Annotated in this window: 12 protein-coding genes; 10 read left to right on the top strand and 2 right to left on the bottom strand. The window is 57.9% G+C overall.

Annotated elements, in window-relative coordinates:
- Positions 1–16 precede the first annotated feature (16 nt).
- The 7 genes from ACR3EG_RS04690 to ACR3EG_RS04660 all read left to right on the top strand — a co-directional run bounded on the left by ACR3EG_RS04690 (position 17) and on the right by ACR3EG_RS04660 (position 8,331).
- Complete coding sequence (locus ACR3EG_RS04690) at positions 17–469, top strand: urease accessory protein UreE (protein ID WP_170353408.1); 453 nt, start codon at positions 17–19, stop codon at positions 467–469.
- Positions 435–1,103 carry an urease accessory protein UreF gene (locus ACR3EG_RS04685; RefSeq protein WP_480483308.1) on the top strand — a complete coding sequence of 223 codons (669 nt, stop codon included), beginning with the start codon at positions 435–437 and terminating at the stop codon, positions 1,101–1,103. Before ACR3EG_RS04690 ends, ACR3EG_RS04685 begins: the two co-directional genes overlap by 35 nt.
- Positions 1,100–1,759, top strand: coding sequence for an urease accessory protein UreG (ureG, locus tag ACR3EG_RS04680; protein WP_170353409.1), 660 nt, complete (start codon positions 1,100–1,102; stop codon positions 1,757–1,759). Before ACR3EG_RS04685 ends, ureG begins: the two co-directional genes overlap by 4 nt.
- 643 nt (positions 1,760–2,402) lie before the next feature.
- Positions 2,403–3,911 carry an FMN-binding glutamate synthase family protein gene (locus ACR3EG_RS04675; RefSeq protein ID WP_480483306.1) on the top strand — a complete coding sequence of 503 codons (1,509 nt, stop codon included), beginning with the start codon at positions 2,403–2,405 and terminating at the stop codon, positions 3,909–3,911.
- An 84-nt stretch (positions 3,912–3,995) separates the two neighbouring features.
- On the top strand, positions 3,996–5,669 hold the full coding sequence (locus ACR3EG_RS04670) for an acetolactate synthase large subunit (RefSeq protein ID WP_480483304.1): 1,674 nt from the start codon (positions 3,996–3,998) through the stop codon (positions 5,667–5,669).
- Positions 5,666–7,051 (top strand): aldehyde dehydrogenase family protein, encoded by a 1,386-nt coding sequence (locus ACR3EG_RS04665; protein ID WP_480483302.1) that lies wholly within the window; start codon positions 5,666–5,668, stop codon positions 7,049–7,051. Before ACR3EG_RS04670 ends, ACR3EG_RS04665 begins: the two co-directional genes overlap by 4 nt.
- A 281-nt stretch (positions 7,052–7,332) precedes the next feature.
- Positions 7,333–8,331 carry a LacI family DNA-binding transcriptional regulator gene (locus ACR3EG_RS04660; RefSeq protein ID WP_480483300.1) on the top strand — a complete coding sequence of 333 codons (999 nt, stop codon included), beginning with the start codon at positions 7,333–7,335 and terminating at the stop codon, positions 8,329–8,331.
- On the opposite strand, the gene ACR3EG_RS04655 is transcribed toward ACR3EG_RS04660, so the two are convergent.
- Positions 8,332–9,465: a Gfo/Idh/MocA family protein gene (locus ACR3EG_RS04655; RefSeq protein WP_480483298.1), complete on the bottom strand. Its 1,134-nt coding sequence runs from the start codon at positions 9,463–9,465 to the stop codon at positions 8,332–8,334. It lies immediately after the preceding gene.
- A 36-nt stretch (positions 9,466–9,501) separates the two neighbouring features.
- Positions 9,502–10,605 (bottom strand): Gfo/Idh/MocA family protein, encoded by a 1,104-nt coding sequence (locus tag ACR3EG_RS04650; RefSeq protein ID WP_480483296.1) that lies wholly within the window; start codon positions 10,603–10,605, stop codon positions 9,502–9,504.
- A gap of 127 nt (positions 10,606–10,732) precedes the next feature.
- On the opposite strand from ACR3EG_RS04650, the gene iolC reads away from it, so the two are divergent.
- From iolC to ACR3EG_RS04635, 3 genes are read left to right on the top strand one after another with little or no spacing between them, the layout of a single operon-like run.
- Positions 10,733–11,701, top strand: a complete 969-nt coding sequence (iolC, locus tag ACR3EG_RS04645) for a 5-dehydro-2-deoxygluconokinase (protein WP_480496694.1) — start codon at positions 10,733–10,735, stop codon at positions 11,699–11,701.
- Positions 11,702–11,709: 8 nt separating this feature from the next.
- The gene (locus tag ACR3EG_RS04640) at positions 11,710–12,546 is read left to right on the top strand and encodes a 5-deoxy-glucuronate isomerase (RefSeq protein WP_480483294.1); all 837 of its coding nucleotides are present in this window, start codon (positions 11,710–11,712) and stop codon (positions 12,544–12,546) included.
- Entirely contained in the window at positions 12,543–13,382 is an 840-nt protein-coding gene (locus ACR3EG_RS04635) for a class II fructose-bisphosphate aldolase (protein WP_480483292.1), read from the top strand. The genes ACR3EG_RS04640 and ACR3EG_RS04635 overlap by 4 nt, the downstream gene beginning before the upstream one ends.
- Positions 13,383–13,432 lie beyond the last annotated feature (50 nt).

The following is a 13,432-nucleotide window of genomic DNA, read 5'->3' as shown; positions in this document are numbered from 1 at the left end:
CAGAAGGGGCCAAACTATGACCGCCCTGCTCTGCACTGCTCGTCGATACAGTGACCATACGCACGGTGATCCCGCGGATCACCTGTCGCTTACCTACGAGGACCGTTTTCTGCGTCGCAAAGTTCTGACCTGCGACAGCGGCGAACAAATCCTTATTGATTTGTCCCAAACCACATCACTGGACCACGGAGGCGCATTGGTTCTGGAAGACGGGCGCGAGGTTCTCATTCAGGCCGCGCCTGAAGCGCTGCTTGAGGTCACATCCGACGATCTCACCCGCATCGCGTGGCATATCGGCAACCGCCACACACCGTGTCAGGTCGAGCCGGATCGCCTGCTGATACAGGTCGATCACGTCATCCGCGACATGCTGTTGAAACTTGGGGCAACTGTGCGCGAAATCCGCGAGCCTTTCACCCCCGAAGGTGGTGCCTATGGCCACGGCAGGACCCATGGCCACGCCCACTGACGCCGATATCCTGACGCTGACGCAATGGCTGTCGCCCGCATACCCTGTGGGCGGCTTCGCCTATTCCCACGGTCTGGAATGGGCCATTGAAAGCGGCAGCGTTTCCTCGGCCGCTGAAACGGGGGAGTGGATAGCCGATGTGATCCAGCACGGCTCAGGGCGCGCCGATTGCATTTTTCTGGCCGCTGCCAACACTGGATCGGCGGATAGGATTGCTGAAATCGACAGGCTGTCGCGCGCCTTTTGTCCCTCGTCCGAGCGTTTAATGGAAACGCGCCTTTTGGGAGAAGCGTTCAGCACTGTCACGGCAGAAGTATGGTCAGTTGACCTGCCATCCCTGACCTATCCCGTGGCTCTGGGCTATGCCGCAAAACTGAACGGCCTGCCTCTGCTGCTGACTGCACAGATGTATCTGCAAGCGTTCATGTCCAATCTGGTCGCATGCGCAATGCGTCTGGTGCCCTTGGGCCAAACCGAAGGCCAACGCCTGATCCGAGATCTGACCCCGTTATGTCAGCACGTGGCAACGGACGCTCTGGATGCGACACTGGACGATCTGACGTCCACTGCTTTCCTGTCGGACATTGCGTCGATGAAACATGAAACCCAATATTCAAGGATGTTCCGAACATGACCAGCATGAACGGCCCTCTGCGCGTGGGCATTGGCGGCCCTGTCGGCGCAGGCAAAACCACGCTGACCGCAGCACTGTCTGAGGCACTGCGCGACCGTCTTTCAATCGGTGTAATTACCAACGATATCTACACCCGTGAAGACGCCGAGGCCCTGATGCGGATGCAGATTCTGCCCCAAGACAGGATCATCGGTGTCGAAACCGGTGGCTGCCCGCATACGGCGATCCGCGAGGACGCCTCGATCAACCTTGCGGCCGTGGCTGAAATGCAGGCCCGGCACCCCGATGTCGACGTTGTTCTGATCGAAAGCGGCGGCGACAACCTATCCGCAACTTTCAGTCCGGAATTGGCGGATGTGACGCTCTATGTGATTGACGTGGCTGCTGGCGAAGAAATCCCCAGAAAGGGTGGCCCCGCGATCACCAAATCCGACATCCTGATCATCAACAAAACCGACCTTGCGCCCCATGTCGGTGCATCGTTGGATGTCATGGACCGCGACGCGACGAGGATGCGCAACGGGCGGCCGTTTGTCTTTGCATCTCTGAAACATAGACAGAGCGTCGACAGGATTGTGGACCTGCTGGCGCAGATAGGTGGATTGAACCTGTCATCAAGCTCAGATGCCCAACAACCCGTGGTTCAGAATGCGTAACCTCTGATACTGCAAAACGCACGACAGGTGCGCGGTTTCAGAACCTATTGTTCTACCAGTCTTGCGGCGTCTGCCCCAAAAACGTCGGGCCGAAACGAATTCAGCCCGACTTAGGAGCATCAGCTGCCTTGATTGCGAAAGCTCTCTTCGAACTCTTGCGTTTGATTTTCTGCGCTGCCGCCGCTTGGACCTTCGCAGGCGGCCACAAAGAGTATGCTGGCAGTGATGAGGACGGCTCGGATCATTTTGGTGGCCTTTGCATTGAGGACGTGGACATAAAAAGTGTGAGTGCTTTTGAGTAACACAGCGCGGTACGACAGCGGGTCAAACCTGTGTGACCGTTCTGTGAGCACACACAATCCCGCGGAGCCTGCGGCGCTTAAACTGTGAGTGCTAACCCCCACAGATGTGTGCGCACTGCTCATCAGCTAAGAAAAAACAAAAGTGTTCTGGGAAACAGAGACCAATTTAAAAGTGAACAGGCTTTCGTCATCACGGCTTTGTTGACGCTTATTAGCAAAATCGTGATTGCTGCTGGAACAAAGACTCGGAACCCCCAATCTAGGTTGCATCCTTATTCTTCGACTTAGAAGTCCGCTTGATCCTGGCGAATTTTGGTCGATCCCAACAGACGAGCCAAGCCATGTCGCAATTATCAACGTCCCTCCTCAGCGTTTTGGAAATCCTGTCCTTGGTTTTTGTCTTTGCTGTCGGACTTGTGGTTCTATGGGCTGTCGTCGCCTACTTTCGGGACAAGACACAAACGGAAAGTACACTGCGACGGAACTATCCGGTTGTGGCCCGGTTCAGGTATTTCTTTGAACATATGGGGGAATTCTTCCGTCAGTATTTCTTTGCCCAGGACCGCGAGGAAATGCCATTCAACCGGGCGGAACGATCTTGGGTTTACCGGGCTGCGAAGAACGTGGACTCCACCGTCGCATTTGGCTCGACACGGGATCTACGCCCCACGGGTACCGTATATTTCGCCAACTGCCCCTTCCCGACACTGGAACAGGATGCGCAAGGACCGTCGGCTGTTACAGTTGGCCCCTTTGCACGCCACCCCTATACGACGGATTCAATTTTCAACATTTCCGGCATGAGTTATGGCGCGATTTCGATCCCTGCCGTGCGGGCGCTGTCCCAAGGGGCGAAGAAAGCGGGCATGTGGATCAATACCGGCGAGGGCGGTCTATCGCCTTATCATCTGGAAAGCGGTGCGGATGTGGTGTTCCAGATCGGCACCGGCAAATTCGGGGTGCGCAAACCCGAGGGTGGGTTTGACGAGGACAAGTTGCGCACCGTCGCGGCCCATGATGCGGTGAAGATGTTTGAAATCAAGCTGAGCCAAGGCGCCAAACCCGGCAAAGGCGGCATCCTTCCCGGCGCCAAAGTGACCGAGGACATCGCCGAAATCCGCGGGTTGCAAGTAGGTCAGGACGCGATCAGCCCGAACCGCCACCCAGAAATCGACAGCGTGGGCGATCTGCTGGATATGATCGCTTATGTGCGCGACGTCACCGGCAAGCCGGTCGGCTTTAAAGCGGTTATAGGGTCGTATGGGTTCTTTGACGATCTGTGCGCCGAGATTCTGAAACGTGGGCCAGAAAGCGCGCCGGATTTTGTGACCATCGACAGCTCGGATGGCGGTACCGGTGCGGCCCCGATGAGCCTGATTGACAACATGGGAATGCCACTGCGCGAAAGCCTGCCTCTGACTGTAGATATGCTGAAGAAGTACGGGCTTCGCGACAGGGTCAAGGTTTGCGCAAGCGGCAAGATGATCAACCCGTCCGAGGTGGCATGGGCCTTTTGCGCGGGTGCGGATTTTGTGAATTCAGCGCGTGGGTTCATGTTTGCACTGGGCTGCATCCAAGCCTTGCAGTGCAACAAGAATACCTGCCCGACCGGAATCACCACGCATAATACCAAGCTGCAGTTCGGCCTTGATCCAACCAGTAAATCGGAACGTGTGGCAAGCTATGCCCGGAACATGAAGAAAGAGGTTGGCATAATCGCCCACAGCTGCGGTGTGGCCGAACCGCGCCAGCTGAAGCGTCACCATGCGCGTATCGTGTTGGATAATGGCCGATCCGTTTCGATGCACGAGCTGTATCCCGAACCTGCGCAATTGCAAGCAGCGGAATAACATCGCACCATTCATCTCAGTTCAATTGTGACCTTTGCCACCGCCGGATTCGTGCGCGCATCCGGCGCGCTATCAGGAGACACCATGTCCGATCATTCGCAAAACACACCGTCTGTCACGAAAGCCTCGGATCTGCTCGTCGCAGCGCTTGAGGCCGAAGGGGTCGACTATATCTTTGCCGTACCGGGTGAGGAAAACCTGGATGTGCTGGAATCCTTGCGGACTTCAAGGATTGAGCTGGTCCTGACCCGCCATGAACAGGGCGCGGCATTTATGGCGGCGACCTACGGGCGCTTGACCGGCAAGGCGGGTGTTTGCATGGCAACACTGGGTCCAGGGGCCACCAACTTTGCGACTCCTGCCGCTTATGCGCATCTGGGCGGCATGCCTCTGATCATGATCACAGGCCAAAAGCCCATCAAGAAGTCAAAACAGGGCCAATTTCAGATCATTGATGTGGTCGGTCTATTCGACCCGATCTGCAAGATGTCCAAGCAGATCGTTCATGGCAACACCATCCCATCCCTGATCCGCGAGGCGTTCCGCGTCGCGCAAGAGGAACGCCCCGGCGCGGTCCTGCTTGAATTGCCAGAAGATATCGCTGCTGAAGACACAACGGAACATGTGCTCGAGCCGCATCCGCGCCATTACGCTGTCGCGGGCGACACGGTCCTGAACGAAGCCGCTGAAATGATCCGGTCGGCGAAAATGCCCTTGTTGTTGCTGGGTGCCGGAGCCAACCGCAAGCACGCTCGCAGTGCGCTAAGCAAATTTGTCGAAGACACGCAGATCCCCTTCTTCAACACGCAGATGGGCAAGGGCGTGGTGGATGAACGATCCGACCTGTTTCTTGGGACGGCTGCGCTGTCGGATGGCGATTACCTGCATTGCGCCATCGAACGGGCCGATCTGATCATCAATGTGGGCCATGACGTGGTCGAAAAACCGCCCTTCTTCATGGAGGAAGGCGGCACCAAGGTGATCCATGTGAATTACAAGGCCGCGCAGGTCGATCAGGTCTATTTCCCGCAGGTCGAAGTCGTCGGTGATTTGGCACAATCCATCGCGCGGCTAGGTGATAAACTGGGCGGCCCGCTGGATTTCGACCGAAGCTATTTCCAGCGCGTCAAGCAAGAGACCGACCAGCATACATCTGAAGGTGCCGATGACCCACGTTTCCCCGTAATCCCACAGCGTTTTGTAGCCGATACCCGCAAAGTGATGGGCGATTGCGATATCATTGCGCTGGACAACGGCATCTATAAAATCTGGTACGCGCGAAACTATCTTGCCTATCAGCCCAATACCGTCCTGCTGGACAATGCTCTGGCCACCATGGGGGCCGGGTTGCCTTCGGCCATGATGGCGGCCAAGCTTTACCCCGACCGCAGGGTCATGGCGATCTGTGGCGACGGCGGGTTCATGATGAACAGTCAAGAAATTGAAACCGCGGTTCGACTTGGCCTCAATCTGGTTGTGACCGTTTTGAATGACAGCTCATACGGGATGATCCGGTGGAAGCAGTCACATGCGGGGTTCGACGACTGGGGGCTGGAATTCAACAACCCCGATTTCGTGCAATACGCCAACAGTTACGGCGCGACCGGCCATCGGATCGCACGTACCGAGGATCTGGTCCCAACCTTCGAAAAGGCGTTCCAGGCGGGCGGCGTTCACCTGATTGACCTGCCGGTGGACTACAGCGAAAACCAGCGTGTGCTGATTGATGAACTGGCTGCAAAGGTGTGCCTGATATGAGCGACACTCTGGACGTTCTCAACCCTTTTGATCTTGAGAAGATCGGTAGTGTTGCGATCAACACGTGGGATGATGTGGATTCCATGTTGGACGTGGCCCATGGTTTACACCGGTCGCGCGACGCGTGGTTGCCGGCCTTTCAGCGGATCGAGATCCTGAAAAACACCGCCCGCATCATGTCTGAACGGGCCGACGAACTGGCGATGCTGATCGCCAGTGAAGGTGGCAAGCCTTTGGTCGACGCGCGCATTGAAGTGACCCGCGCAATCGACGGGGTCGAACTGTGCGTCCACGAGATTGGCCATATGGCTGGCAAAGAAATCCCGATGGACCTGACAGCGGCGGGCTCGGGTCGGGTCGCCTTTACACAGCGCGAACCGATAGGCGTGGTTGTCGCGGCCAGCGCGTTCAACCATCCGCTCAACCTGATCGTTCACCAAGTCGCCCCCGCAGTGGCTACAGGCTGCCCGGTGATCGTCAAACCCGCTTTGGATACGCCACTGTCCTGCAAGGCATTTGTCGAAATTCTGCATGAGGCTGGTTTACCTGAGACTTGGTGCCACCTCGCGATTTGCCACAACGACGTGGCCGAGCAGATGATCACCGATACGCGCGTTGGGTTCTTTTCCTTCATCGGCTCGGCCAAGGTGGGTTGGATGCTACGGTCCAAGCTGGCCCCCGGTGTGCGATGTGCGCTGGAACATGGCGGGGCCGCACCCGTGATCGTGGATGAAAGCGCCGATATTGAGGGAATGATCCCACTCGTGACCAAAGGCGGGTTCTATCATTCGGGGCAGGTCTGCGTCTCGGTCCAGCGCCTTTTCGCGCCCACGGGCATCGCAAAGGACATTGCACAAAAACTGGCCAAAGCGGCGTCCGCACTTAAGGTTGGTGATGCGCGTCAGGAAGATACCGAATGCGGCCCCCTGATCCGTCCCGGCGAAGTTGATCGCGTTGCCGAATGGGTGGACGAGGCCGTTGAGGGTGGCGCAACCTTGCTGACCGGCGGACGAAAGCTGGGTCCGACGACATATGCGCCAACCGTCCTGCTGAACCCACCCGCCAACGCTCGGGTATCAACATCCGAAGTCTTTGGACCAGTGGTCTGCGTCTATAGCTACGACAGGATCGAGGATGCGTTCGCCGCCGCCAACAGCCTGCCTTTCGCGTTTCAGGCGGCTGTCTTCACCAAAGCGCTGGATACGGCCATGCAAGCCATCAGGCATCTGGATGCAACCGCCGTTATGGTGAACGATCACTCGGCATTCCGGGTCGATTGGATGCCCTTCGCGGGACGGAGGCAATCGGGATACAACACGGGCGGCATCGGCTATACGATGCATGACATGACTCAGGACAAGATGGCTGTGATCAAGCTTTGAGGAAATTGACTAGGGCGAGCAGCTGCCCGATGTTTTGCCTGATGCGTCAGGAAAGATCAGGCCGCAACTTTTCTGTTTGATCCAGCCCAAAGTGCCTTTTGTGTCGATGATACCTGTTTCTGCTGACCTTGGGGTCGACCAAGTTTTCGCATACAGGCCCAGTTTTCTTTGCTCTTGCTGCAACGATGCCGTTGCAACCGATTGCAACCGCGATGCAATATTGCGTAGTATTTCCTTATGACCGCACCAATTTCTTCCATAAAACCGACTAGGCCCACATCATGAGTGTCACACTGAAAGATGTCGCGGCGCTGGCCGGAGTTTCGCGGTCTGCTGTGTCGCGCACCTTTACCGAAGGCGCCTCGGTTTCAGCCAAAACCCGCAGCAAAGTCGAAAAGGCCGCTGCCGAACTAGGCTACAGCCCAAATGCTTTGGCGTCGTCACTGACAACGGGGCGAACCAAGCTGATCGGCCTGATCTCGAACAACTTTCACAACCCCATATTCCTTGAGGTGTTCGACCTGTTCACCCGCACCCTTCAGGAACGCGGCTTGCGGCCCCTGATCGTCAACCTGACGGACGAAGTTCAGCCCGCAAACTCTGTCAGGATGTTGCGGCAATACTCGGTCGATGCGGCCATCGTGGCTTCTTCGACGTTGCTGCCAAGTTTTGCCAAGGCGTTCCACGATGCAGGCGTTCCCGTGGTGCATACATTCGGGCGCTCTGCCACGTCGCCCGAGGTTCACGTGGTGGGGATCGACAATGTGGAATGCGGGCGCATGGCTGCACGAGAGTTGCTTGCACGAGGGTACAGACGCATCGGTTATCTGGGTGGCCCCAAAGATGCGACCTCTGCCATGGACCGCTATCGCGGCTTCATGGAAGAGGTCGAAAAACACCCCGACCTGAACGTTTCGCATTCCTTCGCGGGTGCCTATTCGTTCGAGGCAGGTCGCGCCGAAATGCTGCGTCTGTTAGCGGATACCCCTGCCGAAGGGTATTTTTGTGGCGACGATATTTTGTCAATCGGCGCATTGTCAGCCTTGAGCGATCACGGGATAAAGCCGGGTCATGATATCGGAATCATCGGCCTGAACGACATGGAGATGTCGCGTTGGGAAAACGTTGACCTCACGACAATCCACCAGCCGATCAAGCAGATCATCACGGCGTCTGTCGATCTTGTGGAAGAGATGTTGAAAGACCCCGACCGCTACCCCGAGGCCCGTATCTTTCCCTGTCGGGTGATTGAGCGGGGCACATTGCGCCCCCGCCCCTGATCAGCGAAACATCGGTGGGCGCGCGTCGGTCCAGGCACCTTCATTTTTGGACGACGCCACCGCTGCGTGAACGGCTGCGATGGATCGGACGCCGTCGGCAGGGGTTGGCAGGCCATCTCGGACCTCTCCCTGAATGGCATCGGCCAGATCGCAATAGATATTGGCCACCGCCAGCGGGAATCCTTCGGGGTGGGCAATCGCCACGCGTGACAGGCGCTGCGCGTCGTCGTGCAAACCCCCTTCGCCTTTTTCGATGATCTGAGTGCGCCCTCCCACCGGTGTATAGACAAGCTGGTTGGGCTGCTCGGATGCCCAGCGCAAACCACCGGTTTCGCCAAAGACCTGAATGTCGAATCCGTGCTGCCGACCAATCGCCACCGAGGATGTCCACAATCGCCCCACTGCGCCACCTTCGGTACGGAAGTTGATCATGGCGTCATCCTCAAGTTCGCGACTGGGGATGGTCGAGGCCATATCCGCCGACAGGGTCTTGACCTCGTCATCGCTGATGAAGCTCGCCATATGCAGCGCATGGATACCGCAATCGGCGAATTGACCAGAAACGCCTGCCATTGCTGGGTCATAGCGCCACCGCACGCGAGGGTTATCCGCGTCGGTCGCGTCACCGTGGTGGCCGTGGCTGAAATTCGTCACCACCAGACGCACTTTGCCGATATCGCCCGCCCGCACCATCGCACGGGCCTGCCGCACCATCGGATAGGCGGAATAGCAATAGTTCACCGCGCAGATCTTGCCCGAGGCTTCGGCCACACGCACGATCTCTTCGCCCTCTTCCACCGTCATGGTCATCGGCTTCTCGCATAGCACGTGGAAACCGGCCTCGAGAAAGGCTTTGGCGATCTCGAAGTGGGTCGCGTTCGGGGTGGCGATCGTCACCAGATCAATGCGGTCAGGGCGGTCTTTTTCACCAGCCAACATTTCTTGCCAGTCGCCATAGGCACGGTCCTGCGCCACGCCCAGACGCTGCGCATACTCGCGCCCGACATCGGGGCGGTGGTCCAACGCACCCGCAGTGAATTCAAACATCCCATCGGCCAGCGCGCCCAACCGGTGCGCGGGCCCGATCTGACTGCCCTCGCCGCCACCAATCATGCCCCATTTCAGCTTTGCCATGATCTTAGTCTCTCTGTTGTCTTGTCGTTTGTTCGGTCAGAATTGACTGACGTCCTGCCATTGCCGCTGGTCCGAGGACGCAAGCACCGCCGCCAAAACGCGGTTCACCTCATGCCCGTCGCGGAAAGTCGGCCAGATGTTTTGGCCTGTATGGATGGCCTGCAGGAAATCCTTCGCTTCGATGATAATCTGGTCCTGATACCCGGTGCCATGGCCCGGTCCCTGACAGAAGGGCTCATAGTCCGGGTGCGCCGGACCGGTCAGGATCTTGGTGAAGCCCCGCGACGCCTCAGGCCCTTCGCGGCGGTACAGCCACAGGGCATTCTGATCTTCCTGATCAAAGCGGATCGCGCCTTTGGTGCCAGAGACCTCATAGGCGTACCCCATCTTCCGTCCCGTCGCGACGCGGCTGAAATAGAGGTTTCCCATGACGCCATTTTCGAACCGGCACATCATCTGGGCGTGGTCGTCATTGGTGACCTCTCCGCCCGGCCTGTGCCGGTGGACGGTTTCTACATCGGCCATCACCTGCGTAATCGGCCCGATCAGGGCCATCGCACCGTTGACCATATGCGGGGCCAGATCACCGATCGTGCCGTTTGCCATGCCCGTCGTGCGCCAGGTCGCCGGAGCATCCGGATCCGCGTAGAAATCCTCGGTATGTTCGCCTCGGAACCAGGTGACGTCGCCAATCTCGCCGCTGGCAATCAACTGTCTTGCATATTGACTGGCGGGGGTCCGGATATAGTTGAACCCAACCATATTAATTACACCGGCTGCTTCAGCGGCTGCCACCATGGCGCGGCTGTCCTCCAGTGACGCGCCCAGAGGCTTTTCGCATAACACCGGCTTGCCCAGCGCAGCGGCAGCCTCGGCTATCTGGCGATGCGTAGACTGGGGAGAGGCGATCACGATTGCCTCGACCTTTGGGTCGGCGACCAAGGCGCGCCAGTCGCTGGTCGCCCGCGCGAACCCATAGGCTGCGCGATACCGCTCTGCGCTCTGCGACGTCGACGCGCAGATCACCTCAAGCCGGGGTCGCAATGCTGTGTTGAACACCGCCCCCACCGCGGCCATTGCGACCGAATGAGCCTTGCCCATATAGCCGCCGCCGACGATTCCAATTCCGATTTCTGGCACTTGCAACCGCTCCGAACATTATATTTGCAACCGGTTGCAAAATGAGTATCGTGTGAATCGATTCAACGCAAGGACCAACCATCCCTGCCCGCCCTATTTCGCCGGAGGACACGACGTGAGCACCCTGATGGATGGGATCAAAGGAAACCGATTTGCTGTTTTCGGGCGCGCAGGCATTGACCTGTTTGCAGATCCTGTCGGTGTCAAAAGCGAAGATGCCGGCGCCTTTGGAGCCGACTTGGGGGGATCTTCGGCCAATATCTGCGCGGGGCTGGTAAAACTTGGCAGTCAGGCATCTTTGGTCACGTCGATTTCGGATGATGCGGTAGGGCGGTTCTGCATGAACAGGCTGACCCACTACGGAGTGGACACATCTTACATCCGCGTTCTGGGGGGTGAATATCGCACTTCGCTGGCGCTGTATGAAAGCCGGACCGAGGATTTCCAGAACGTCATTTACCGGAACGGAGCGGTCGACTTTCAGGTCACCGAAGAAGACGTCGACCGGGTAGACTACACTTCATTCACAGCCGTACTGTCCGCCGGAACTGTCTTTGCGGCTGAACCCTCGCGCAGCGCCACATTCCGCGCCCTTCAAAACGCCCGCTCGGCCGGATTGCCGGTGATTTTCGACATCGACTACCGTCCTTACAGCTGGCCGTCTGCGGAAGTGGCGGCAGATGTTTTGTCGCGCGCGGGCGCGGCCAGCGATCTGATTGTCGGAAACGATGAAGAATTCGGCTTCATGGCTGGCGGTATAGAAAAGGGCTTTGCCAAAGCGCAAGAACTGGCTGGGAAACCGGGGCGCGTCGTCATCTACAAAATGGGTGAAAAAGGCGCAGTGACACTGGCCAACGGACAAGAAATCGAAACCGGCATCTACCCTGTCGACGCGATCAAACCTGTGGGCGCTGGCGACAGCTTTATGGCAGGTCTGCTGGCCTCGATCGCGGCGGGGTATCCGCTGAAAGACGCGGTGATGCGCGGGTCGGCCTGTGCGTCAATTGTCGTGTCCAAACCCGGATGCTCACCAGCCATGCCAACGACGTCTGAGCTGGATGCGTTTCTGGCGTCCCATCCCGGTCCAACGACCTAGGAGGTCTCATGCATATTGCCCCATTCGACAACCAGAACAAACCCATTGTGGATACTGATGACCCGACAGTGCCGTTGAACTATTTCAACATCGTCAAATTGAAAAAGGGCGAGGCGTTCGAATATCAGGTACCCGGATATGAAACCTGCATTGTTCCGGCAACCGGCAGCATCGATGTCGACGTGGAAGGCGTCCCCTTCCCCGCTTTGGGAAACCGTGGCGAAGACGTTTGGGATGGCGAACCCGAAGGGGTCTATGTTCCCGTGGGTGCCAAAGCGCAAATGGTCTGCGTGTCTGACTCCGCCGAGGTTTTTGTAGCTGGTGCAAAATACGACAAGGTGCTGGATCCGTTCGACGTGCGTGAACATGACCTTGTGCAATATGGCAGCGATGACACCAAGACCCATCGCAAGATCAAACATATTCTGGGTCAAAAGCAGCATGACAAAGTGGGCCGGCTGCTGGTGAGTGAGTTGTTCACCGTCGGTCAAGGCGGCTGGTCAGGGTTCCCCAGCCACAAGCACGACACCAACCGGCTACCCGATGAGACGCGGCATGATGAGACCTATAATTTCCGCTTCAAACCCAACTGGGGCTCGGGTCTGCAGATGTTACAGCGCGAAGATAACGCCCCTGGCGATGCTTATCACATCGTCGATGGCTCGACTGTTTGTATAGACACCGGGTATCATCCCTGCTGCGTCTTGCCAGGGTACGAGATGTATTACTTCACCATCCTCGGTGGCCTGACCCAGCGATCTCTGGTGCAGTATTTCCAACCCACCCATGCCTATCAGATCGAAACGATTCCGGGCATCAAAGACATGATCGCCAAGTTCAAATGACCCTTGTTACGCTGAAAGATGTGCTGCAACCGGCCTACGCGCAGGGCTATGCTGTTGGCGGGCTGGTAGCGCTGGGCTGGGAGGACATGCGCGCCTATGTGGCCGCAGCCGAAGCCGAAAATGCGCCCGTCATCCTGCAAGCCGGACCAAGCTGTCGCGAGCATACGCCCTTACCCATTCTGGGAAAAATGTTCCGGTACCTGGCTGAAAACGCCTCGGTCCCTGTCGTGGCGCATCTGGATCACGGCTATACGTATGAGGAGTGCAAGATCGCGCTGGACAGCGGCTTTACCTCCTTGATGTTCGACGGGTCGCGCAAGCCTCTGCAGCAGAATATTGACGAGACCGCTGCCATCGCCGAAATGGCCCATAAGGCAGGAATTTCCTGCGAGGGTGAGATCGGGTTTGTCGGCTATTCCGGCGGGGAAGGATCGAACGGCACAGACCCCGCCGAGGCGGCGCAATTCGCCCGGCAAAGCGGTGTCGATGCGATGGCGATCTCGGTCGGCAATGTGCATTTGCAACAAGACAAAGAAGGCGGATTGGACGAGGCCCGTATTGCCGAGATCGACGCGTTAACCGATGTACCACTGGTGATCCATGGCGGCTCGGGCGTGCCGGTGGAACAGCGCGCGCGGCTGTCGTGCGACACGTCGATCTGCAAGTTCAATATCGGCACCGAACTGCGGATGGCCTTTGGGAATGCCCTACGCGCAGCAGTCAACAGCGACCCAAACCGATTTGATCGCGTGACTATCCTGAAAGAAACGCAAGACCCGGTCGAGGCCGCCGCCCGCGCCGTGATCCGCGCTTTTGGGGCACCACCGCAGAAGTAAGACACACATGGTCAGCGGGTCGCGGCCCCCGCAAGCCTGATGCCGCGAAA

This window comes from Ruegeria sp. AM7 (assembly GCF_056535965.1).
This window is presented reverse-complemented; position numbering and strand designations above follow the sequence as displayed.